This window comes from Nitrosococcus halophilus Nc 4, assembly GCF_000024725.1.
Lineage (GTDB): Bacteria > Pseudomonadota > Gammaproteobacteria > Nitrosococcales > Nitrosococcaceae > Nitrosococcus > Nitrosococcus halophilus.
The window spans coordinates 769688-793111 of the sequence record NC_013960.1 but is presented as its reverse complement, the minus strand read 5'-3'; the positions used below and the strand labels follow the sequence as shown (position 1 = coordinate 793111).

Annotated in this window: 24 protein-coding genes; 2 read left to right on the top strand and 22 right to left on the bottom strand. The window is 54.7% G+C overall.

Translation table 11 applies throughout. From position 1 onward, the window contains the following. Window positions 1-12: 12 nt before the first annotated feature. The 9 genes from NHAL_RS03825 to NHAL_RS03785 form a co-directional block, all read right to left on the bottom strand. Complete coding sequence (locus tag NHAL_RS03825; protein WP_238985433.1) at window positions 13-1995, bottom strand: V-type ATP synthase subunit I; 1983 nt, start codon at window positions 1993-1995, stop codon at window positions 13-15. A 19-nt stretch (window positions 1996-2014) separates the two neighbouring features. Beyond that, window positions 2015-3169 carry a V-type ATPase subunit gene (locus NHAL_RS03820; protein ID WP_013031852.1) on the bottom strand — a complete coding sequence of 385 codons (1155 nt, stop codon included), beginning with the start codon at window positions 3167-3169 and terminating at the stop codon, window positions 2015-2017. A 3-nt stretch (window positions 3170-3172) separates the two neighbouring features. After that, window positions 3173-3505 carry a hypothetical protein gene (locus NHAL_RS03815; RefSeq protein WP_013031851.1) on the bottom strand — a complete coding sequence of 111 codons (333 nt, stop codon included), beginning with the start codon at window positions 3503-3505 and terminating at the stop codon, window positions 3173-3175. A gap of 15 nt (window positions 3506-3520) precedes the next feature. Beyond that, window positions 3521-4216: a dienelactone hydrolase family protein gene (locus tag NHAL_RS03810; protein ID WP_013031850.1), complete on the bottom strand. Its 696-nt coding sequence runs from the start codon at window positions 4214-4216 to the stop codon at window positions 3521-3523. 48 nt (window positions 4217-4264) lie between these two features. Beyond that, the gene (locus tag NHAL_RS03805) at window positions 4265-4924 is read right to left on the bottom strand and encodes a phosphoribosyltransferase (RefSeq protein ID WP_013031849.1); all 660 of its coding nucleotides are present in this window, start codon (window positions 4922-4924) and stop codon (window positions 4265-4267) included. Window positions 4925-5092: 168 nt separating this feature from the next. Further along, on the bottom strand, window positions 5093-5449 hold the full coding sequence (locus tag NHAL_RS03800; protein WP_013031848.1) for a DUF488 domain-containing protein: 357 nt from the start codon (window positions 5447-5449) through the stop codon (window positions 5093-5095). 144 nt (window positions 5450-5593) lie between these two features. Continuing rightward, window positions 5594-5785 carry a hypothetical protein gene (locus tag NHAL_RS03795; RefSeq protein ID WP_013031847.1) on the bottom strand — a complete coding sequence of 64 codons (192 nt, stop codon included), beginning with the start codon at window positions 5783-5785 and terminating at the stop codon, window positions 5594-5596. Continuing rightward, window positions 5785-6105, bottom strand: a complete 321-nt coding sequence (locus NHAL_RS03790; protein WP_013031846.1) for a helix-turn-helix domain-containing protein — start codon at window positions 6103-6105, stop codon at window positions 5785-5787. The genes NHAL_RS03795 and NHAL_RS03790 overlap by 1 nt, the downstream gene beginning before the upstream one ends. Window positions 6106-6135: 30 nt before the next feature. Next, the gene (locus NHAL_RS03785) at window positions 6136-6321 is read right to left on the bottom strand and encodes a hypothetical protein (RefSeq protein WP_013031845.1); all 186 of its coding nucleotides are present in this window, start codon (window positions 6319-6321) and stop codon (window positions 6136-6138) included. A 101-nt stretch (window positions 6322-6422) separates the two neighbouring features. Between NHAL_RS03785 and NHAL_RS03780 the strand changes: the two genes are divergently transcribed. After that, complete coding sequence (locus tag NHAL_RS03780) at window positions 6423-8492, top strand: NAD(+) synthase (RefSeq protein WP_013031844.1); 2070 nt, start codon at window positions 6423-6425, stop codon at window positions 8490-8492. Between the two features lie 26 nt (window positions 8493-8518). Here the strand turns inward: NHAL_RS03780 and NHAL_RS03775 are convergent, their stop codons facing one another. From NHAL_RS03775 to bioB, 6 genes are all read right to left on the bottom strand, one after another. After that, complete coding sequence (locus NHAL_RS03775; RefSeq protein WP_238985432.1) at window positions 8519-9229, bottom strand: MlaC/ttg2D family ABC transporter substrate-binding protein; 711 nt, start codon at window positions 9227-9229, stop codon at window positions 8519-8521. A 412-nt stretch (window positions 9230-9641) separates the two neighbouring features. Then, window positions 9642-10382 carry a dethiobiotin synthase gene (bioD, locus tag NHAL_RS03765; RefSeq protein ID WP_013031842.1) on the bottom strand — a complete coding sequence of 247 codons (741 nt, stop codon included), beginning with the start codon at window positions 10380-10382 and terminating at the stop codon, window positions 9642-9644. Window positions 10383-10395: 13 nt separating this feature from the next. Next, window positions 10396-11325: a malonyl-ACP O-methyltransferase BioC gene (bioC, locus tag NHAL_RS03760; protein WP_013031841.1), complete on the bottom strand. Its 930-nt coding sequence runs from the start codon at window positions 11323-11325 to the stop codon at window positions 10396-10398. 23 nt (window positions 11326-11348) lie between these two features. After that, window positions 11349-12116, bottom strand: a complete 768-nt coding sequence (gene bioH / locus NHAL_RS03755; RefSeq protein WP_013031840.1) for a pimeloyl-ACP methyl ester esterase BioH — start codon at window positions 12114-12116, stop codon at window positions 11349-11351. Then, window positions 12113-13273: an 8-amino-7-oxononanoate synthase gene (gene bioF, locus NHAL_RS03750; RefSeq protein ID WP_041354624.1), complete on the bottom strand. Its 1161-nt coding sequence runs from the start codon at window positions 13271-13273 to the stop codon at window positions 12113-12115. Before bioF ends, bioH begins: the two co-directional genes overlap by 4 nt. 9 nt (window positions 13274-13282) lie before the next feature. After that, window positions 13283-14317 (bottom strand): biotin synthase BioB, encoded by a 1035-nt coding sequence (bioB, locus tag NHAL_RS03745; protein WP_013031838.1) that lies wholly within the window; start codon window positions 14315-14317, stop codon window positions 13283-13285. A gap of 51 nt (window positions 14318-14368) precedes the next feature. Between bioB and NHAL_RS03740 the strand changes: the two genes are divergently transcribed. Beyond that, window positions 14369-15082 carry a ComF family protein gene (locus tag NHAL_RS03740; RefSeq protein ID WP_013031837.1) on the top strand — a complete coding sequence of 238 codons (714 nt, stop codon included), beginning with the start codon at window positions 14369-14371 and terminating at the stop codon, window positions 15080-15082. Here the strand turns inward: NHAL_RS03740 and NHAL_RS03735 are convergent. The 7 genes from NHAL_RS03735 to iscB form a co-directional block, all read right to left on the bottom strand. After that, window positions 15079-15900 carry a thermonuclease family protein gene (locus NHAL_RS03735; protein WP_013031836.1) on the bottom strand — a complete coding sequence of 274 codons (822 nt, stop codon included), beginning with the start codon at window positions 15898-15900 and terminating at the stop codon, window positions 15079-15081. The genes NHAL_RS03740 and NHAL_RS03735 overlap by 4 nt on opposite strands. A gap of 45 nt (window positions 15901-15945) precedes the next feature. Continuing rightward, complete coding sequence (gene ubiA / locus NHAL_RS03730) at window positions 15946-16806, bottom strand: 4-hydroxybenzoate octaprenyltransferase (RefSeq protein WP_013031835.1); 861 nt, start codon at window positions 16804-16806, stop codon at window positions 15946-15948. 66 nt (window positions 16807-16872) lie between these two features. Beyond that, entirely contained in the window at window positions 16873-19011 is a 2139-nt protein-coding gene (gene recG, locus NHAL_RS03725) for an ATP-dependent DNA helicase RecG (protein ID WP_013031834.1), read from the bottom strand. Continuing rightward, window positions 18986-19372 carry a RidA family protein gene (locus tag NHAL_RS03720; RefSeq protein ID WP_013031833.1) on the bottom strand — a complete coding sequence of 129 codons (387 nt, stop codon included), beginning with the start codon at window positions 19370-19372 and terminating at the stop codon, window positions 18986-18988. Before NHAL_RS03720 ends, recG begins: the two co-directional genes overlap by 26 nt. 28 nt (window positions 19373-19400) lie before the next feature. Further along, window positions 19401-21554 (bottom strand): bifunctional GTP diphosphokinase/guanosine-3',5'-bis pyrophosphate 3'-pyrophosphohydrolase, encoded by a 2154-nt coding sequence (gene spoT / locus NHAL_RS03715; protein ID WP_013031832.1) that lies wholly within the window; start codon window positions 21552-21554, stop codon window positions 19401-19403. Between the two features lie 44 nt (window positions 21555-21598). Next, window positions 21599-21859: a DNA-directed RNA polymerase subunit omega gene (rpoZ, locus tag NHAL_RS03710; protein WP_013031831.1), complete on the bottom strand. Its 261-nt coding sequence runs from the start codon at window positions 21857-21859 to the stop codon at window positions 21599-21601. A 225-nt stretch (window positions 21860-22084) separates the two neighbouring features. Continuing rightward, window positions 22085-23368: an RNA-guided endonuclease IscB gene (gene iscB / locus NHAL_RS03705; protein WP_013031830.1), complete on the bottom strand. Its 1284-nt coding sequence runs from the start codon at window positions 23366-23368 to the stop codon at window positions 22085-22087. Between the last annotated feature and the right edge of the window lie 56 nt (window positions 23369-23424).

Sequence of the window (23424 nt, the reverse complement as noted above, 5' to 3'; positions counted from 1 at the left end):
AACAACCTGAAACTATTTTGGAATCGCCAATGTCAGCGGTTGAAATACCCGGCCATCACCGCTGAAAAACCGAGAAAACCCCTCGTAATATTCCAAGCGTAATACCTGAATAGCCACGATGGCCCCCTCCAGAATTAAAATAAAAAGATTGCCCAACACCATGGTGATCCAATGGCCTGCGAACTCCATCGTCCCGGCCAAAGCAAATACCGCCAGCGCCAACGCCACATGATTCAAACTAAAGGCCGCTACCCGAAGAAAAGAAAGGGTATTGGCAAAATAGCCCATTAACATTTCAAAGCTCTCAATGAGCACCACCAGTCCCCTTGCCATACCGGGGACCTGAACCTGATACCATTGATATCCCCACAGGGCGAGAAGGGGCAATAAAATGACCGCTGCCTCCGCAGATCCGAAGACTCCCTCCTCCACCCAGCGGAACGCCCCGTACACGACACCTAAATACATCAAGCATCCCGCCAATCCCCGCCCCCCTAACAGGGCCTCGGCATAACGCCCCGCTGCTAAACGGTTGCGAATCCCAATGCCGGTCGCCAAAAGAATAAAGCCCACTCCCCAGAAAAGGGCGACTTCAAGCATCCGTTGAGGGTTGGACAAGGGCGCCATCCATAAAGGGGGAATGAACCCTTCATACCCAAAGACGCTGCCATATAAAAAGCCAAAAAAGCAGGATGAAGCCCCTAAGGAGAGCACCAAAGGAGTGTAACTCCCCAGTTGGCGGTACCCCCACCAACCCACCGCCAGCAGAGTTGCCCCATGCCCCACATCGCCAAACATCATGCCAAACATGGCAATAAAGGTCAGGGCAAACAGCCAGGAAGGATCTAATTCACCGTAACGGGGCACCCCGTAGTTATGCACCAATTTTGTAAAAGGCTGGAGCCAAGGGGGAGAACGTACCAAGGAAGGCACCGTCAGTTGCTCCTCTAGGGCCGGATCTCGGGCCTCTAGAACAAAAGGCTTCCCAAACCGTTTTTGCAAGGCTTCCTGCAAAAGAGCTACCTCTTCCGTGGGTACCCAACCCTGGACTGTCGCCAGTCCACCCCGACTGCGCAGAGCCAGAGAATCGCCTAACATGGCATAGGGGGCCGCCAGGACAAGCTTTTGTGACCCCTCAAACAAGGCTCTTTCGTGTTTTTTATAGAGAGTTTCAACCTCCCGGGCCAAGGCCAGGCGTTGTTCCTGGAGGTGCTGGCGTTGTGCCGTCAACCGCTGGCGAACCCTCTGGGGATGATCTTGAAATTCGGGGGGCAGTTGCAGCGGGCGGTAGGCAGCCGCCCGGAGCACGCTTTGGACTTGTCGCTCATTTCCCTTCACCCCAGCAAGCACCACCAGGGCGGTAGCCTCAGAGCCGGCAAAAGACTTGAGGATATAGCCTGCAATGCCTATCGCTTCCTGAAGCCGTTTGAGATTACTTTTGGGGACAGCCCCAAGTCGGACATCCAAAAATTGCAGCTCACCCTGCAACAAGCCCAAATTCACATCCAACTGGGCATAGGTATCCAGGGTTTTATCCAGTTGGGTGACGGCGCGGATCTCCTCGTCCAACTGCCGGGCTTTTTCCGTCAACTGGGCACAACGGCGCCACAGCCCCCCTAACCAGTCATTGAGGGCTGCCAACTCCGGCTCGCTGACGAGCTGCATCTTCTCTGGTGGGAAATGGAGGTTAACACCCAGATATTCCCCCACCTTCTGCAGGCGCAAGCGGGCACTAGAAAACAACGCCTGATAATTGGCGGCGGGACATTCTGGCAAACTTTCCTCCCCGGCAGAAAAGGATTCCGGATTGAACACCCCACTTTCCGCCAGGGCCAGGGCAGCGGCCGGAGCCTCCTCCCTGAGCATGTGGAGGGTGATCCGCTGCATCGGTAATGGTGTAAACGTAAACATCCCCCGAAGAATTTCCCAGACTACCAAAGCCTTTTCCTTGAGCATATGAAGAGTAACCCGCTGCATCGGTAATGGTGTAAGCATTCCCAGAGACCCCCCCAGACTACCGAGCCATGCCGCCAGAAGAGGACTGCAAAGTCCCTCTCTCTCTGAAGCTAGCGCTGTCATCAGTAAGCCAAACTGCCTGATGGATGAGATGGGGCGCGAGCTGCAAGGTGCGGCCTTTGATGACCCCATAAAGATGTAATAATTCTTTTTCCCGGAGGAACAAATAAGCTAACGCCCGCCCCAGATTGAAACTGGTGCGTTTCAGAATAAATCGGGCGACTCCCAGTAAATGCTTTCCCAGTCTGTCTTCCACCTCGGAAGCTGAAGTGGCCCCTGCCACCAAAGGTTCTAAAGGAGTCGGAACCCGGCGCAGCGCCTCTTCGAAATTTTCTGCACGCACCAGGGTTAGCAAGTGCTGGCTACTCAGATGATAGCCACCAGGGCTCAGCAAAAAATAAGTCAGCGGGGGAGCAAGGCGGTAAGCAAACCGGTAGCGCAAGAGCCACACCAGATTGATTTGGTCAATAAGATGACCGACCAATGGTTGCAGGTAGTGGCGGTCTAGCTCTTCCTGGATAGCTTTCATTCGCTGATCCAGCCTGGCATAGTATTCTCTATCGATAGTGGCCTCGATAAGAAACAGCTCCCGATCTTCCCCATGGTGAGGCAATTCATAACGTTCTCCATAAACAGATCGGGCTTGATGGGCAATGCCGGCATAGGGCGTTCCCTCCAAACAACCCAGCATCTCTGGAACATCCTCAGCCTCCATAAGCTTGTTCAAGGGCAATGCTGTCATAGCCCCAATATCAATAAAATCAGCTTCGATAGCTTCCTTAGAACGGCCCGTCAATTTCCCGCGAACCACCGCTTTCAGGTTGCCTATCTCAAACCGGCGCAGCCAATAGCTCAGCAATTCTTGGGCTTCACTGTCCAAGGGACGAATAAGGCGACGGGCTTCTCTCAACAAGTTATCTATCAACACCTGTTCTAAAGAGCGGTCCTCCATTTCCTCCAAGGAAATCGTCGTCAGCCCAGCAGCACGCAGCAAAACCGTGGCATCCGTGACCGATTGTTCCACCAACTCTTGCAGTTGTCCTGCTGACAGGAGACGCCCGGAGAGGGCCGAGACCAAGGTATTTAAATAGGCATAGCGGGCAACAGTGGCTATCGACGGGGGCTTAGTGGCAATGACGGGGAAACGCTGCATACCCTAGGGATAAGCAGCAGGATCGAGCAGGCTGGCCAGGGCTATCTCACTGGCTTCGCCCTTGCGCTCCTCGGCCAAGGCTTCAAGCTGCCTTTCTCTCTCCTCATAGCGCCGGGTCAATTCACTAACGGTTTGCTCTGCCCGCTTCTCGGCCCTGGTCACAAAAGATTGCTGAATTTCTGGGATACGGCTGGCAAAGCGCTCTTCCGCCCGACGAGCTTCAGCAAGGGCTTTCTGGATTATCTTATCCCGCTCCTGGCTGGCTTGATCCACTAATGCCTGGGCACGCATCTCTGCTTCCAGGAGGCGCTTTAAAGTCTCTTTTGCCCCGTCCATAAACTCCTGTCTCACCTAGGATAAGGAGGGTGAAAGATGCTGTTGGAACCATTCACCAGCCAGCCGCGCCACCTCCTCTAACTTGCCGGGTTCCTCAAAGAGATGAGTGGCCCCGGGAACAATTTCTATACAGTACTCTGCCTGTAGCGGTTGGGTGGCCTGCAACGATTGAATGGCTTCCTGATTTAATTTCACCACCGGCGCATCATAACCGCCCACAATCAGCAGGGTCGGCGCAGTCACTCGAGGCAATGCCTCTCCGGCCAGATCAGGCCGCCCCCCACGGGAAACCACCGTCTTTATCAGCGTTGGTCGCTCCGCGGCTGCAATTAATGCCGCAGCCGCTCCCGTACTGGCGCCAAACAAGCCAATCCGAAGGTTTTGTAGCTCCGGCTGTTGCTTGACCCAATCCAAGGTGGCAATAAGCCGCTCAGCCAATAATTCGATGTTAAAACGTAAATGCCGGGTTTGCTGATCAACCTCCCATTCCTCGGGGGTCAGAAGGTCAAACAACAGCGTAGCCATTCCTACCCCATTGAGTGTTTCCGCCACCAAGCGGTTACGGGGGCTCAAACGGCTACTCCCACTACCATGGGCAAAAATAACAAGCCCTGAAGCTCCTCCCTTGGGGATAGCCAGTTCCCCCTCCAAGGAGATTTCACCCGCTTGTATTTGGATAGGTCGGGCTGTAACGGGGGTCGAATTTCCCATGGGCGCCTCCCACTTAGGTACAGGTTGTCATACACATCAGGAACTCAATCAATCCTGTTCTCTCTGCTGCCAAGCACGGACGAGCAAATCACGCACTTCCTCATCGCTGGTCTGGGAAAAATCCCTATACCATTTGCCGATAGCAAGAAAAGGCTCGGGAGTAGCAAGACAGATGACTTCATCGGCCTCAGCTCGGAGCTTTTCCACCGTATCGGCTGGCGCCACCGGCACGCCGATAACAATTCGTCCCGGTTGCCGTTGCCGCAGGGCCAAGACCGCCGCCCGCATGGTGGCTCCCGTAGCCAAACCATCATCAATTAAAACAACGCAGTGATGACGAACTTCTGGTACGGGCCGCTGGCCTCGATAGGCTTGCTCCCGACGTTCAAGCTCCTTTTTCTCCCGGCTCACCACCCTATCGATAACACTGTCCGAAACTCTTAAACTTGACACAAGCTCCTGATTCAAATACTTTATTCCGCCGCTCGCTATGGCACCCATGGCCAATTCTTCCTGACCGGGCACCCCTAGCTTACGCACGAGCATCAGATCCAAGGGCACCGCTAGGGCCTGGGCGACCTCAAAAGCCACCGGCAATCCGCCACGAGGCAATGCGAGGATGAGGACATCGGTACGCCCCCCATAGGGCTCAAGGGCCTCCGCCAATAATCGTCCTGCCTCGACCCGGTTTCTAAAAGGTAATTGCATCGTGGCACCCTCACTCTTTAATATCCTTAATACCGCTTAGTGCTAATACAAATAGCCCTTTAATTTGTAACCTTCAATTAAAGTATAGAAGCTCCCAGCCGGTAGGATGGAGTTCCCTCACCTGGAAATCATCGCTACCAAAGGGAATGCCCCTTTTATAACGAGGCACTAATGGGATAACTTTTTTTCCAAATACTCCTTAAGCGCCATGGCGTTATTATGGGCTGTATCCTTGGCCCCAAAAATCAGAGTCACTTTTCGGCTTTTTACTATTTCAGTCAGTTGGTTTACTGTTTCAGGCTGTCCTTTTAGCTCTTGAAAATAACGCTTTTTGAATTCTGGCCATTTCTCCGGTTCATGCCCAAACCATTGCCGTAGCTGGTCACTCGGTGCAATATTCTTAAACCAGTCATCGATAGCGGCAGCTTCTTTCTTGATCCCCCGAGGCCAGAGACGATCGACTAATATCCGGTAGCCATCATTTTTATCCGGTTCCTCATAGACCCTCTTCAAAGCAATTTTCATGGCAAGTCTGCTCCTACTTCGGGGCAGTAAGCTGGGTAGAGACACCCCCAAAGCGCCACCGCCTGGAAAGGCTTATCCCACGCAGATCCTCCAAAGCCGCATAGCACAGGGGCACCAGGAACAAGGTCACGAACGTTGAGAACGTCACCCAAAGGCCAGGTGGGCCAACATCACCACCAACGGTTGGGCGTAGGCGCGCAAAGCCACTGCCGCCAAAGGCACTTCCCGCCCCTCCGGCCTGCTCCTGCTACGAGTGCTAATAGGCGATATCCGAGTGGATGACGCCTTCGGAAATAAACACCCTATTCCCAAGCCAACCACGGTCGCTCTGGTCATTACTCCGCTTGGATAGGGAACGATTCTGGGTCAGAGGCAGGTTCGACGCGGATTTCCACGTGCCGATTGAGGCGGTTCAGCACCGTGACCAGCCGGTCGATAGTAAATCCCTTAAGGTCGGCGTTCTTAATCCGGGAAATGTCTGGCTGGGCTAGTCCGGTGATGTCGGCAGCCTTGCGCTGGGTGAGCTTCCGCTCGCGCAAGATCCCGATGATCTCCGCCACGAGTTCCGCCCGCATTTGCCGGGCTTCGGCGTCCGCGTAACCTAGATCGCGGTAAATATTTCCGCTACCGCGTACAATTTCAACCTCTTCGCTCATTTCAACTGCTCCTTTAGCTGTTTTAGCCGTTCACGGATAAGCAATCTCGAAAATGCCTGAACCCAAGCCCCTCATCGGCTTGGTGATGGCCGCTTTTTCTCCTTTGGCTGCAATCGTGAGGGTGTCTGTCATAATCTCCTGCACGGCGGCGGGAAACTTCAAAAATTCTTTCCGTGCCGCCTTGATCCATGAAATTTTTCTTGGGGGTTCCTTCATGGATTTATGATAGTAAATAAACTATCATTTTCAAACAAAAAGTCCCGGCCTTCGAGTAAGCTGGCAAGGGTTCTCCTGGAAACCGGCATACCCAACAAGACATGAGCAGAAAAAATACCTTTTTTAATCTTTATCACCACAATTTTATTCGCGCAGCGGTGGCAGTCCCCCAGTTGCAGGTTGCCGATCCCATATTTAATGCCAAAGAAACGGAAGCTTTGCTGCAGCAAGCCGCCGAGCATAAAAGCCTGCTGAGCGTCTTTCCAGAACTAGGACTTTCCGCCTACTCCTGTGATGATCTCTTCCAACAACAAGTGTTATTGGATGAATGCCAGGAAGCCCTCGGTCAAATACTCAAGCGCTCTCAAAAACTCCCTATCATTGGCGTCGTGGGCCTGCCGCTGCAAGTTGATAACTTGCTTTTCAACTGCGCCGCAGTATTTCATCAAGGCCGCCTCTTAGGCATCGTCCCCAAAACCTATTTACCCAATTACCGGGAATTCTATGAGTTACGTCAGTTTACCCCCGCCGACTATGCCTTACGGGAAAGTATCCCTCTTTGTGGCCAAAAGGATGTGCCCTTCGGTAACCGCCTCCTATTTCAGGTTGAAGAACAACCCCTCTTCACCTTCTATATCGAAATCTGTGAAGATTTATGGTCTCCCATTCCACCTTCTTCCTATGCGGCCTTAGCGGGGGCAACCGTGCTCATCAACCTTTCCGCCTCCAATATTACGGTGGGAAAAGACGATTACCGCCGCCTCCTGGCCAGTAGCCAATCTAGCCGTTGCTTAGCCGCTTACCTCTACACCGCCGCGGGGAGCGGTGAATCCACCACAGATCTGGCCTGGGATGGCCATGGGATGATCTACGAGAACGGTACCTGCTTAACCGAAACCCAACGCTTCAGCTATCGCTCCCAGCTGGCCATGGGCGATATCGACTTGGACCGCCTGCAACAGGATCGAATGCGCCAAAACAGCTTTGGCCAAACTCGCTACCGCCATAAAGACTTGCTGGCAACCTTCCGGACTATCCGTTTCTCAGCACCCCTTCCTATTCAGGAACAAGTTTTGCTCAAGCGTTCCTATGAGCGTTTTCCCTATGTTCCCAGCAACCCTGCGGACCGTGATCAGCGCTGCCAAGAGGTCTATGAAATCCAAGTCCAGGGATTGGTCAAACGGCTCCAAGCAACCGGCTTGGATAAGGTGATCATCGGCATTTCAGGAGGACTTGATTCTACCCAGGCCCTCATCGTCTGCGCCCACGCCATGGATGTGATGAAGCTACCCCGCACTCAGGTGCTGGCCTATACCATGCCCGGGTTTGCCACCAGCGAACAAACTTTGCAACAAGCGCGACGGCTGATGGCGGCCATCGGCTGCCAGGCCCATGAAATCGACATTCGCCCGAGTTGCATGCAAATGTTGAAAGATCTTGGCCACCCCTATGCCCAGGGTAAACCGGTCTATGATGTGACTTTTGAGAATGTGCAAGCGGGGGAGCGAACCAGCCATCTATTCCGGCTAGCCAATCTCCATGGGGCACTGGTGGTGGGCACCAGTGATTTAAGTGAACTGGCCTTAGGCTGGTGCACCTATGGAGTCGGGGATCACATGGCCCATTACCATGTCAATGCCAGCGTACCTAAGACACTCATTCAATATATAGTGGGCTGGGTCTCCAAAAACCAACAACTAGGGATAGAAGCAAGTAGAATTCTGGAAGAAATCCGGGAAACCGAGATCAGCCCGGAACTTATCCCCCACGAGAACAACGAACAACCTGCTCAGCGCTCCGAGGAGGTTATCGGGCCCTACCAACTCCAGGATTTTCATCTTTATTACACTTTGCGTTTCGGTTATACGCCTGCCAAAATCGCTTTCCTCGCCTGGTCTGCTTGGCACGACCGGACTGGCGGCACCTGGCCTGATATTCCAAAGGCCCAGCACAATCAGTACGAACTGACCGAGATTAAACGCTGGCTAGGAGTCTTTTTGGAACGGTTCTTCAAATTCAGCCAATTCAAACGCAGTTGTCTACCCAATGGACCCAAGGTCGGCTCCGGGGGAGCTTTGTCACCCCGGGGTGACTACCGCGCCCCCAGCGACAGCGAAGCCAGCGCCTGGCTGGCCCAGCTTGAGCAAATCCCTGACAAAATTGCTGATTAGGGACTTTCAGAGGGCTCGCGGCCTCCTCATTTCATGGCATGCTGGTTGCGCAGCGCCAGCTTGTCGATCAAGCCCTGAATCCCACCAACCCGGATCTCACGGTAAAAGGTGGCCCGATAGTTGGTCACCAAGCTTACCCCTTCTACCTGCACATCCTCCACCTTCCAACTTTTTTCCTTGTTAAGGTAAAGATTTACTGCGATATGGATGGGGGGGCCCCCATTTTCATTCTCCACCTGCACCTTGACATTGACCCGGGTGGCCTCCGGGGGATGGTTCACTGGCAGCACTTTGATCCGTTCCTGGAGGAAATTTCGGATATCCTCCGTACTATACTTGTGCAAGGCCGTGACATAGGTTCGCACCAGTAGTTGACGAAACTGGGCCGTAAAATCGAGCTGTTGTTCCTCTGTTGCCTGACGCCAGTGCTTGCCCAATACCCGGCGCGACATTCGCCCAAAGTCAAAATGTGGCACGATGAGTTCATTGGCCAAGCGGTAAAAATACTCTGGATTATCCGCAGGGCTGACCTGCTGATCCTTTAACGCTTCAAGAACCCGTTGCGAAGTCTCCAACACAATGTCTCGCGGCGAAAGCAGATTCGCCTGGGCCGCCATCCCTAATGGCATGATGGCCCACACCATGATCCCTAGAGCCAAGAACCGCTTAGCCATCGGCTTATGCCCCCCGTCACTTCTCTGCCCTAAAAAGTGTTGCATAAAACCTCTTGTGTTCATCACTACACCTTAACCATCGTCCACAACCAGACAATCTATAGTATAAGGAAGCATACAAATTTAAGTAATGCCAGAATTTGCCGAAATGGCGGTCATAAGATAAAAAAAAGGGCGCCTAAACTAAAAGGGCGCCCAGATCTAGGAGGCTTAGAGGACAAATATGAGATCTCAAAACTGTTATTAAAATTATAGCAGGATTCGTGCCATTTGTTAGGGGTATAATAAAAATCTACCGAAAAGGTTTTTTTACCACAATAACCATATGTTTTATAAGAGTATTTTTCCTTGGAGCCTCTGGAAGCAATCATTACTCTTAGGCCCTATGAGTATTGCCTGTCAAAGATATGACGTGGCAAATCACCCATTTTTGTTGCTTTAACCCAACAATACTTTATCTGGATAGTGTTCCAGTTCATTTGCTCAATTCTCCCCCTTTAAAACACGACCCTTTATCGGCGTCTCTTTGGACCGCAGCGATGCATAATTCCTTGTCAAGAAAAGCAGCCACTTTCCCCGGCACCGGTCTTGAAAGATAGGGCACCGTTCCCAACAAAGGAGCCGGCAGACGTTCACGCAGAGCCTCTATATTCTCCTTTTCCCAGGCAAGCTTGGTGGACTCAATACTATTGGCAATCCATCCCCCAAAAGGCAAGCCGGCTCGGCTGATGGCCTCGGCGGTTAGCAGGGCATGATTAAGACATCCAAGACGTAATCCCACCACCAGCACCACGGGCAAATCCAGCAAAACAGCCAAATCGGCCATGGTTTGTTTACCGTTGATAGGCACCGCCCAACCGCCTATTCCTTCCACCACCACCCTATCCGCAAGGGTGGACAGGGAATCAAAAACGGCTTTTATGACGGTGGGCTGAATCTCAATGCCCGCCGTTGCCGCCGCAATATGGGGAGCAATAGGCGGCGCTAGGGGGTAAGGATTCACCTGCGGGTAATCCAGAGAAACGCTGGCACATTGACTGAGCAATAAGGCATCTTCATTGCGCAGCCCTGCCGTTGTCCGTTGACAACCGCTGGCGACCGGCTTCATGGCCGCCACACGGTAACCTGCCTGCTGCAAGCAGACCATTAAGCCCAAACTACAGCAGGTCTTACCTACCTCCGTATCCGTGCCGGTAACGAAAAGTCCTGTCCCCATGGCGGAAAAATCTTCAGGACCGGTTTCCAATGGGTTTGGAACGGCCTTTGAGGGCATGGAGAGGGATTTGTATAGCGCCGTCCGCAGTGCGCTGCTGTAAGGTTTGTTCTACGCCCCAGGCATGACCATAGACTACTTCGAAACTTGCTGGTAAGCGCCCTCCCTCACGAAAGGCCTCGTAACTTTGCATCATCTTTTGCCGCCTATTCTTACCCATCAAGCCCGCTTGCCGCCCCGAGCCCACCGTTTGCGCCCCTAGCAGTTTAAGGTCGCGCATCAGCCCATAGACATCGGGATAGGTGAACGTGTAGTGTTCGACGTCCATCACCGGCTCTGCAAGACCTGCCCGGACTAACCCATCGCCGATGTCATGCATATCCACAAAAGGATTCACATGCCGGTAAGCATCGGCACTGGACCAGGCTGCCCGCAATTCTTTCAAGGTATCGGGTCCTAAGGTGGTGAAGGTGAGCAATCCTCCAGGCTTTAAGATCCGCCGAAATTCGGTGAACACAGAGTCCAATGCTGAGCACCATTGCAAGGTCAAGTTGGAGAAAATTAGATCCACACTTTGATTGGCGAAGGGCAAACATTCCGTATCGCCACAGACAAAATGGCAATGGCGGCGAGGCCACACCGCTTCCAATACCCGCTCTAGCGCTCTGCCTTTCACCCGCCGCCGGGCCTCATGGAGCATCTCCGGTGCCAAATCCAATGCCATGACTTGCGCCTTTCCATAGCGGCGTAGAAGGTCTATTGTCTGAAGCCCAGTCCCCGCCCCCACATCCACCACTACGGCCGGGGATAGCTTGACTAACTCTAAACGCTCCAGTAGCTGTTCCCCCACCATGCGTTGTAATACCGCCACCTGATCATAGCGGGCGGCAGCCCGATTAAAGGCCTTGCTCACCTGTCGCTTGTTAATACCGTATTCCGGATTCAAGAATTCACTTCCCGCTACAAAGTCTAGATTTCCAAAAAAGGCTGAAGAATGTCCCCAAATGCTTGCTGGTGGGAAAGGAAGGGGACATGTCCCGCCCCCGGAATAATACCCACTTGAGCCTGGGGCAACTGGGCAGACAGCCAATCACCTACTTTGGCCGGAACCAAAGTATCGCGCTGCCCCAGCACCATCAAAGTTGGACAACTCACCGTCGCTAAGTTTACCCGGAGATCGCTGTTTTTAAGCAAAGCCAAGCCGGCCACTAGTCCTTCCCTGCCTGAGTGATGAGCAGGCGTGAGCTGTGTCAAAAGGGCCTGAGCGACTGCTTTTGCTTGTTCAGCACCTCGGGTCTGCAACCAGACAAAGCGCTTCAGGGTTGCCGTTAAATCCGCCTGCAGCGCCTCCCCAAAAGCCGTTAACACCTCTGGGGCAACGGCCCAAGGCCAATCAGGTGCGGTTACAAAGCGGGGGGTGCTGGCCGCCAGCACCAGCTTCTTCACTTGCAGGGGATAATTGATAGCCACTTGCAAAGCCACCAAACCGCCAAGAGACCACCCCATCCAAATAGCCTGGGGGGGCGCCACCTTCTTTACCGCTTCTGCCACGGCAACTAACTGCCCCCCTTGAGGCAGGGGATCGCTCCGGCCATGACCGGGCAGATCCACCAGGGTCACCCGGAAGTGGGCCGCCAAGCGTTCGGCAAGGGGGAACCAAACCCCGCTGTGAAAACCCCACCCATGGAGCAATACCAGATCAGGACCTGCGCCCCGCTGTTCTACATACAGACTCATAAGGACTCGGCCAAGGCCTCAAGTAGACGCTCCACCTGGGTCTCAGAATGGGCGGCGGTCAAGGTGATTCGCAGCCGTGCGCTTCCTGCCGGCACCGTAGGCGGACGAATGGCGGTAATCAACATCCCTCGCGCGAGCAGGCTTTCACTCAACTTAAGCGCTGCCGCTGAGTCCCCCACTAAAAGGGGTTGGATAGGGGTCTGGGAATCCATCAGTTGAAGCCCCAACTGGGCTGCCCCTTGGCGGAATTGGGCAATCAAATGGGCTAATTTCTCCCGGCGCCAGGATTCGGCTTCGGCTAACCGAAGGCTGGCCAGGGTAGCCGCCGCCACCGCGGGGGGCGGGGCAGTGGTATAGATATAAGTCCGAGCCTGTTGGATCAGGGTTTCAACAAGGGCTTCCTCACCGGCGACGAAGGCCCCGAAGGTGCCCAAAGCCTTGCCCAAAGTCCCCACTAAGATGGGTACCTGAGCCATTCCCAACCCCCAATGGGCCAAACTCCCGCGCCCTCCTTCCCCCAAGACCCCTAGGCCGTGGGCATCATCCACCAGCAGCCAAGCATCGAAATGGCGAGCGACTGTGGCCAGTTCCGGCAGGGGGGCCAGATCCCCATCCATGCTAAAGACACCATCGGTCACCACCAGCTTGCGCCGGGCTCTACGGGCGGCCAAAGCAGCCTCCAGGGCCTGGCAATCCCGGTGCCGATACCGTTTAAAACGAGCCCCCGCAAGCAACCCCCCATCCAGCAGAGAAGCATGGTTAAGGCGGTCCTCAAAAACCGCATCTTGGTGCCCCAGCAAAGCGCTAATGACCCCAAGATTGGCCAAATACCCGGTAGAAAACAACAACGCCCGGGGCCGTCCCACAAACTCCGCCAAGGCTTCCTCTAATTCATGATGGGCACGGCTATGGCCCGTCACCAGGTGAGCAGCCCCGCTACCAACGCCGTATTCCTGGACTCCCTGCATAAAGGCAACTCGAATCTTGGGGTGATTGGCCAGGCCCAAATAGTCGTTACTGCAAAAAGTCCAAACCCGGCGGCCATCCACTTGGATCTCCGGCCCCTGAGGACCTTCCAGTACCCGCCGATAGCGATAAAGAGATTGGGCCTGACGCTGATCCAAATTCGGCGCCAGGGCGGTCTTTAAATCCGGCACCACTCCGTTTCAAGCAGAGGCAGAAGGCATCTTGTCTGCATTGGAGACGGCGGGGGTCTGCTCCTCGGAGGGCAGACACTTAAGCCCCAAGCGCTCAAACAATTGCTGATCATGATCCGTGGTTGGATTGGGGGTGGTGAGCAATTTTTCACCATAGAAAATGGAATTCGCCCCGGCGAGAAAACATAAAGCCTGCAATTCATCGCTCATTGCTTCCCTGCCCGCCGAGAGACGCACAAAAGAACCGGGCATCAAGAGCCGAGCGCAAGCCACGGTGCGCACAAACTCAAAAGGGTCCAGCGCAGGGGCTCCAGCCAAGGGGGTTCCCTCGACCTGGACCAACATATTAATCGGAACGCTTTCCGGATGGCGTGGCAAGTTAGCCAAATTGGCTAGCAGTCCCGCCCGATGGTCACGGTCCTCCCCCATCCCCACAATACCACCACTACAAACATGAATGCCCGCTTCCCGCACTCGGGCCAAGGTATCCAATCGATCCTGGTAGGTGCGAGTGGAAATGATTTCCCCGTAAAACTCTGGCGAAGTGTCCAAGTTATGATTGTAATAGTCCAATCCGGCGGCCTTGAGCCGTTCCGCTTGGCCGGGGCCTAACATGCCCAGGGTCACGCAGGTCTCCAGCCCCAATGCCTTCACCGCTACAATCATCTCCGCCACAGGCTCCAATTCACGGTCTTTGAGGCTACGCCAAGCCGCCCCCATGCAAAAGCGACTAGCTCCCCGCGCCTTGGCATTCCGCGCTGTCGCCAAGACCTCATCCAGAGGCAATAGGGGTTCGGCTTTCACCGGAGTGCTGTAGCGGGCACTTTGGGGACAATAGGCGCAGTCCTCGGGACATCCCCCTGTTTTAATGCTCAGCAGGGTGCTCACCTGGACTTGATTAGGATCAAAGTGCCGACGATGGACCGTCTGGGCCTGATGGATGAGATCCACAAAGGGCTGTTCAAGCAATGCTCTCACCTCTTCTGTGGACCAATCATGGCGCAGGCCATCACATATTTCAGTTGAAGGAAGAAAACAGGTCATAATTACTCATTATACTCATCAAGCTGCTGCCGGATTCTTTATGGAGAAGCCGTGACTGTCAACCGAGCCTCAATTTGGCTGGAAACCTTTTGGCAGAGGTTATACCCTCCATTATGCGCTTTATGCGGAGCGCCGGGCGCTACTGGACTAGACCTTTGTAGCCGCTGCCGGGCTGATTTACCGCCTCTCGGCAGTGCTTGCTTGTGCTGCGCACGCCCCCTCTCCATTCCCGGAATCTGCGGTGCCTGTCAACAACAAGCCCCTCCCCAAGACCGGACCCTAAGCGCCTTCCGTTATGCGCCCCCCCTCGATCATTTGATCCTGCAGCTAAAATTTCATGGCAAATTACATCTCGCCCAGTTGCTAGGCGCATTGACCGCCGAGCACCTGGAACATCGGGCTCATCCCCTGCCAGAGTGTATCATTCCCGTCCCCTTGCACCCTACTCGATTGCGGGAACGGGGGTTCAACCAGGCCCTGGAACTGGCGCAACCCATTGCCGCCCGGCTGCAAATCCCCATTCACTATCAGGGGATATACCGAAAGCGGAACACCACCAGCCAATCAGAACTGCCCCGTCAGGAACGTAAACGCAATATACGCGGCGTCTTTGCCCTTCAGGGGCCTCTAACCGCCCGTCATGTGGCGATTATGGATGATGTCTTCACTACCGGGCATACCGTGGGGGAACTCACTAAAGTCTTGCGCCGAGGCGGCGTACAAATCGTTGAGGTTTGGACCTGTGCCCGAGCCCTGCCCTTTTAAAGCGGTTTGAGCCCACTGGGGTGGCGAACCAGAATCGAATAATTGCTCCGGCGGCGGGATACCCACCCTCGAACCTCAAGCTGCTTCCCCAAATAACGTTCAAGCTCCCCAAAAAGGCCCAATTGCTCCTGGGGAATGCGTACCGCCACCTGGGGGCCAAAGGTCAGGCGCACATATTTGCGTCCTGGACGAATCGCCACGGGAACCCCTTGATAGCGCTGCCAACCCCGCCGATAGTTGCCCTCGGGGATCTCCAGGATCGGCCGGGGTACATAGTCGGGCATCTTCCAAAGCCCCCGCTTAGCCGCTTCGGCGCCCTCCTGGGCCTGAACCAATGAATTGCTGTACTTGAGATTGGGAGGAATAAGGTTAACCACCGCCAATCCTTCCTCCACCAGGCGGAGATTCAGGTGCTCTCCCTCCACGGTAAAGACGTGGGCTAGCAGTCGATCATAGTGATCGTGCCGCTCTTTATCGAATTGGAGCTGTACCTTTTGGTCTTCGATATGTTGCCGCAGCCAATCCCGCGCCGAACGCCCTCCCGCCTCCTCCGGCCGATAACGGCCCTCGATCTCGGGGGCGTTAATCCCTAACAACCGGACTCGCAACCCTTCCTTGAGCAGAAGGGTATCCCCATCATATACCCGCTGGACGTAGTAATAAGGGGCCTGGAGCTTGAGTTTTATCTCCTGGGCACCCGGCTGGGGACGGTCGCTATAGTGGGTATGGCCTTCCCCATCGACCCAACGAAACACGGCCGCCTCTGAGGGGGCAACCAGGAGAAATGCCAGCAACAGCAACAAAAGCCTCTTGGTCACCGCAAAACTCCCAAACGCTCTTATGTTTATAGAGTCAGACAACCGCTACGCCGCCAAGTAATGGAGGGCAATCCCCACAAATATGGTGGCCCCAAAGGCGTTATTATTGAGGAAGGCCCGAAAACATTGCGCCGGTTCCCGATCCCGGATTAGATATTGCTGGTAGCCAGCAAACCCTGCCGCCACTAACAACCCGGAGTAATAATACCCGCCTAACCCTTCCCGGTATCCCACCCAGAATAGGATCAGCAACAACATCCCTTGCAGGAGGGCCGTAATCAAGCGATCTTCGTTGCCAAACAAGACGGCCGTGGATTTGACGCCGATGAGCAAATCATCTTCTCGATCCACCATGGCATAGAAAGTATCATACACGGTCGCCCAGAGCACCGTAACCACAAATAGCAGCCATGCCGCCCCTGGCACCGTTCCCGTCTGGGCGGCAAAAGCCATGGGCACCGCCCAACCAAAAGCAGCGCCCAAGTAAATCTGGGGCCAATGGGTGTAACGCTTCATGAAAGGATAGGTCGCAGCCAGAAAAGCGCCGGCAAAAGAGAGCCCGATGGTCAAGGGATCCAGTAACAACACTAACCCAAAGGCCACTAGACACAGCCCAACAAATAGGATCAGCGCCTCTCGAGGATGGACTCGACCCGTGGCCAGGGGGCGGTTAAGGGTGCGTCTGACATGGGGATCGAAATCACGATCGGCAAAATCGTTGATCACACATCCAGCAGAGCGCATGATCACAACGCCCAGGACAAACACCCCCAATACCTTGGCATCAGGCTGACCCCCACTGGCAATCCAGAGTGCCCAGAGGGTTGGCCATAACAATAAAAAGATACCCACTGGACGATCCAACCGCATCAATTTAGCGTATATCTCAAGTTTTTGTTTTGTCATAGAAAATCATTAAAAACACTGGATGATAGTTGTTGGCGAGAAACCTTTGGCTCCAAAGCTGCTCGTTTACACTTCCCCGTAATGGCTTTCTTCCCCTAGCCAGCGGCGAATTAAAGCTTCCGCTTGGGCAGGATATTGCCGTTGGAAGCGATCTGCCACTCGCCCCACCCGCGCTAACAGATCCTGGTCCCGCAGAAGATCAGCGACCCGGTACTGGGGCAGGCCCGTTTGGCGAGTTCCCAAGACCTCACCCGGACCTCGAAGCTCAAGGTCACGGCGTGCGATCTCAAAGCCATCGTTAGTGGCCCGCAAACAAGCCAACCGGGCCCGGCTCAATTCGGACAATGGTCCATGGTACAACAGGACACAATAACTATCCGCCGCGCCGCGACCGACCCGGCCCCGCAACTGATGCAACTGGGAAAGCCCCAGACGCTCGGCATTCTCAATAATCATCAGGCTAGCATTGGGGACATCAACCCCCACTTCAATAACCGTGGTGGCGACCAGGAGATGAATCGCCCCGGACTTGAAAGCGGCCATGGTGCTTTCCTTGTCCGGGGGCTTCATCCGTCCGTGGATGAGCCCAATGCGCAATTCAGGCAATACTTCGGCCAGCTCCGCTGCGGTCTTCTCCGCCGCCTGAGCCTGCAAGCTGTCGGATTCTTCAATCAGCGTACACACCCAATAGGCCTGTCTCCCTGCCTGGCAGGCCCGGCGCACTTTGACCACCACTTCGGTTCGGCGGCGATGGGAGACGGCTGCTGTGGCGACGGGGATACGCCCAGGCGGTAATTGGTCAATCACCGAGGTGTCCAGATCGGCATAGGCCGTCATGGCTAGGGTTCGCGGGATGGGCGTGGCGGTCATAATCAACTGATGGGGACAATAGGCGCCATGGCGGCCTTTTTCCCGGAGTGCTAGCCGCTGCTCAACGCCAAAACGGTGTTGTTCATCGACCACCACCAACCCCAGATGATGAAAATTGACCCCTTCCTGAAACAGGGCATGGGTTCCCACCGCCACCTGCGCTTCCCCGCTTTTGAGCCGATTCAAACTTTCCCGCCGTCCCTTTGCGGCCCCTTTAGCGGCTAGCCATTCCACATTGATCTCAAAAGGGGAAAACCAACGTTGTAAAACCCGTAGATGCTGTTCCGCCAGCAGCTCGGTAGGCGCCATCAACGCCGCCTGGTGACCGGCCTCAACCGCCTGTAAAATCGCCAAGGCGGCCACCACCGTCTTGCCGGAGCCCACGTCCCCCTGAAGCAGGCGCTGCATGGGCGAGTCCCGGGCCATATCCTCCAGGATTTCTTGGACGACTCGCTCCTGGGCCGCCGTTAAGGGAAAGGAAAGCGCCGCCAAAAAACGTTTTTGCAATTGCCCTTCACTGGCTAGCGACGGTGCCTGCAGTTGGGTGGCCCGTAAGCGCAATTGCCGCAGGCTCAAATGGTGCGCCAGCAATTCTTCAAAGGCCAGGCGTTGCTGGACAGGGTGCTTCCCCTCAGCCAACACATCTAAGGGGGCATCCGGTGGCGGCTGGTGAAGATAGACAATCGCTTGACTCAAAGTCGGCAAACCGATCCCTTCTAGGAATGTCGGCGGCAGGTGATCGATGATTCCCTCCTCGCCAAGATCCTTGAGCACCCCTTGGATCAGATCCCTGAGGAGGGGTTGGCGCAACCCTTCCGTGGTGGGGTAAATGGGGGTAAGGTGGACCTCGATTGCCTCCGCCTCCTCCCCCAGGAGACGACGATATTCAGGATGAACCATTTCCAGCCGTCCGGCGCCCTGTCGTACTTCACCAAAACAACGTAACCGGATTGCTGGCGTCAAGGAATTTTGCTGCCAGGTTGAGAAATGGAAAAAACGCAGGAAAATCTCCCCAGTGCCATCACTGACGGCGCAAACCAGAGAACGGCGGCGACCCTGGCGGATCTCGCTCAGCTGAATTTCGCCCTCAATCAAGGCTTCCCTGCCTATCTGCAAGGCCCCTATGGGCACCAATTGGGTTCGATCCTGGTAGCGCTGGGGGAGGTGAAAGAGCAAGTCCTGGACCTTGGAAAGGCCCAATCTTGCAAGCCGCCTAGCCAAGTTGGGCCCCACGCCCTTGAGCGCGGTTACCGGAGTGCTCAAGGTGAGCGGGTTTGGGTCACCCTGTTCCTGAGTAAGCGAGGGTTTCTCAGTCGCCAAGATGGACAATGGCATCCATTTCCACCGCCACTTCCCGGGGGAGAGCCGCCACCCCAATAACCGCGCGGGCGGGATAGGGAGGCTGAAAATAATCGGTCATAGTGGCGTTGACAAGGGGGAAATGGGTCAAGTCGGTAAGATAAATATTTAACTTCACGACCTGGGCTAGGCTACCCCCCGCCGCCTCGGCGACCACCTTGAGGTTCTCAAACACTTGCCGAATTTGAGCCTCCATATCCCCCTCCACCAGCTCCATGGTCTTGGGTTCAAGGGGTATTTGTCCAGAAAGGTAGACTACATCCCCTACTTTTACAGCCTGGGAATAGGTGCCAATGGCAAGGGGGGCGTTATCGGTTTGGATCACTTCGCGGGGCATGATGGCTCCTTCAAGTGTTATTGCTTATTTAATGCTTGCTGCGAACAATGCGCAGCACCATATCGAGGGCTCGGATACGCCGCATCAGACGCGCCAGTTGATAACGATTCCGGACTTCGAGGGTAAACAGGATGCTACAGATAGCGCCGTCCCGATCATTGACACTGACATTATCAATGTTGGTATCCGTATCAGAGATGGCGGCGGCCACCGTGGCCAGCACCCCACGGCGATTTTCCACATCCACCCGCACTTCCACTGGAAGTTCGGCCTGCACCTCATCGGCCCATTCCACCTCTGTCCAGCGCTCGGGACGCTCCCGGAATTCCGCCAGATTTTTACACCGCCCGGTATGAATGACGACTCCCCGCCCCGCAGTGACAAAACCACGGATAGGATCACCGGGGATGGGGCGGCAACATTTGGCAAAAGTCACCACCATGCCCTCAGTCCCCTTAATCTTCAGGGGCCGGCGAGTAGAAGCGCTTCCTGATTTTTTTTCTCCCTCTTTCTCTTCCAGCGCCGGCGCCAAGCGCCGGGCGACCAGCAAGGCAGGACGATTGCCAAGTCCAATCGCCTCCAAGAGCTGATCAACCCTTTCTAACTCGAAATCCTTGAGGAGCAGCTGGAGGCGACCCGGGGGAATATCATCCAAGGTCAAGGAATAACTCAGAAGGTGTTTGTTTAGCAAACGCCGCCCCAACTGGATCGACTCATCCCGCTTTAGGTTTTTAAGATAGTGGCGGATATTGGCTCGCGCTTTGCCTGTCACCACGAAGTTGAGCCAGGAGGGATTGGGCCGGGCCGTGGGAGAAGTGATGATTTCCACGTTTTGCCCATTCTCTAGGGGAGTGGATAACGGAGCCAGACGCCGGTCAATCTTGGCCGCCACACAATGATTGCCCACATCTGTGTGGACGGCATAGGCAAAATCCACTGCCGTGGCTCCCCGAGCTAAAATCATAATCTTGCCCTTGGGGGTAAAGACATAGACCTCATCCGGAAACAGATCGACTTTGACGTTCTCCAGAAACTCCAAGGAATCGCCGGCATCTTGCTGTATCTCCAGCAAGCCTTTGAGCCACTCCCGGGCACGCCGTTGAGCGCTCCCGTTGACTCGCCCGCTCCCGGATTTATATAACCAGTGAGCCGCAATCCCGGCCTCTGCCACCCGGTCCATATCATGAGTCCGGATCTGGACTTCAATCGGCACCCCATAGGGACCAAATAAAACGGTATGTAGGGCCTGATAGCCATTGGCCTTGGGAATGGCGATATAATCCTTAAATTTACCAGGAACAGGCTTGTAAAGGTTGTGAACTACTCCCAATGCCCGGTAACACGTATCCGCCGAATCCACCACAATTCGAAAGGCGTAAAGATCCATCACCTCGGAAAGGGAGCGGTGTTTGTCCCGCATCTTGACATAAAGGCTATAAAGGCTCTTCTCCCGCCCTTCAACAATGCCTTCGAGGCCCTCTTGCGCGAGCCGCTGGGCGATACCATCCTGAATGCCCCTGACGATTTCTTTGCGGTTACCCCGGGCCCGCCTGACCGCAGCTTCCAAAACCCGGTAACGCAGGGGATAGAGGGCTTGAAACCCTAAACCTTGTAACTCCTTACGGATGTTATTCATGCCTAGGCGATTAGCAATAGGCGCATAGATCTCCAAGGTTTCGTGGGCGATACGCCGCTGTTTTTCCCGGGCAACGTAACGCAAGGTGCGCATATTGTGCAGCCGATCCGCCAGTTTGAGCAAAATGACCCGGATATCCCGGGTCATCGCCAGCAACATCTTACGCAAATTTTCCGCTTGGGCATGCTCCCGGGAAGTGACATTAATCTGGGCGAGCTTGCTCACGCCATCCACCAGCTCCGCGACCTCCTCACTAAAATATTGAGATAGTTCAGTCTTGGAAACACCCGTATCTTCTAAGACATCATGGAGCAAGGCGGCCATAATGCACTGATGGTCCATGTACATTTCCGCCATAATGGCCGCCACCGCCAGGGGATGGGTAATATAGGGTTCACCAGAGCGACGTTTTTGCTCTCCGTGGGCAGCAGCAGCAAAATGGTAAGCGCGCCGAATCTCGCTTTGAAACTCCGGCTCAAGATAGCTCGCTACGGCCGTGCAGAGGCTATCGATACTCCCCGGCAAAACCTTCCGGTCGCGGGGCATAAGCCCTCGAGGAGAGAGCTTAATGGCGGTTTGGGGTTGAGTATTCAGGACTCCTCCCGAACTTCATCTTCACTGACCACCGATTCTTCAGCATGCTCACGGGCACTCGCCGAATCCATCACGCCAACGCTAATGTTACCCTCTGCAATCTCGCGCAGGGCCATTACCGTGGGCTTATCATTATCCCAAGGCAAGGAGGGTTCCGCACCCAGGGCCAATTGCCGAGCTCGCTTCGCTGCGGCCAGGACTAATAAGAAGCGGTTATTAATATTCCCAATGCAATCTTCAACCGTCAGGCGTGCCATAATCTCGCCTCTATCCTCCGTTACTGTAAATTAAGACCAAGCAAAAAACGCTTTTACTCCCAGATTATCATAATGCTTTGAAACGCCGAAGCAGATGCCCTCCTGAGGGGGATGGCTACCCTGAAGGAGTGCATGGACGCACGACGCCCCCCCAGCGAGAGTGCGCAGCTTGCTACGCGGTGAGCGCGAGGGTCAGCATGACTTGCTGTCGTCGCCGTGTTTGGCTCAGACAGCCGATAGCCCGTAGTCATAACCATCACCTCTTTGGATGAGTTTGAAATGCTTCCAGTTGGCCGAAATCTTCCGGGCCTTGGCCTTGATGTCAAAGGCGCCGTTAGCCCGGATGCCTGCCAGTATTCCGGTGTGTGTGCCCCCATACTTACCTTTGGGCTGAATGAGCCTCACCAGATCACCCGTTTGAAATCCTCTTACTCGCTTGCACCTTCCGGCCTTCCCGCGTGGAAATCCGTACTTATCAGTGCGCGCAACTTGCCGTGTGCCGCGTCCAGTGGCCTTTATTTGAAGTGCTCGGTAGCCTTCGGTGAGGGTCACCTGCTCACCGATTTCACCCACGCACGCGGCATCAATCCAATGGTCTTTGCCGTAGCTTTGACTGATCCTGTTTTTCTTAGTCCTTCCGCCACTCCAAAAAGAAGTCGGCAACCCCACTGATTGAATAGCGCGACCAACAGCGTAGCGGGTAGCATTGACCGCGGCGGCATCTTTTAGGGGCTGATTGGCTTTGGATTGGATCTGAGAATATCCAAACTCTGTCGCCGTTTTACTATTCTTCTTTTGGTTGCAGGGCGTGCACACCAAGGTTAAATTAGATACCCGGTGACTGCCACCCCTAGATCTAGGGACGATGTGTTCAACTTCCAGAGGGACATCCTTGTTGCTACAGTAGGCGCACTTCCTGCCCCACTTCTCTAGTAGGTATTCGCGTACCTCATACCCCATCAATTCGCCTTGCTGATATTCAACGCCGCTGATTTCCGGGTTTTGAATTTTCTGCATATCAAAGCGTACGGTTTCAATGTGGCATTCAGATAGGGGCGCTCTATCGAGTAGACGGTTAAACCATGTCGAAACATTCTCAACCCGTGATCGCAGTGAAGGCGGTAACCAACCGGCGGGTCTTGTTCTATTCAAAAACCGTGGCGCACGATAGCGGGTCTTTCTGCCTCTACGACCTCGGCGCAAACTGCGCCGCTTCTCTAACCTATCGCGTACAGATTGCCCTCTGTGCTCCAGGTTCGCGGCCCACAGCACGACGCGCCCCTGTTGAGGAAAATTCCCAACTAAAGCCAATCCGGTGGTTTTGCTGCCCGGATCAACCCTGAACTCAACCGGCTGCGGGTTAGAATCAACTCTATATTTCAGGATGATCGTAAATGGCTGCATCCGATAAACGCCAGCCTTCCCATCCCGCAACAACCGCCTAGCCCTTGAGGGCCTGCACGGCATCAGCGCTGTTTTATCAGTGTCTAATACAAAAACTCTATTCATTAGCTTTCGCTACTCTAAAAGTTAGGGTTCTCTCGCCAATGTTTGAAGGGTCGTTC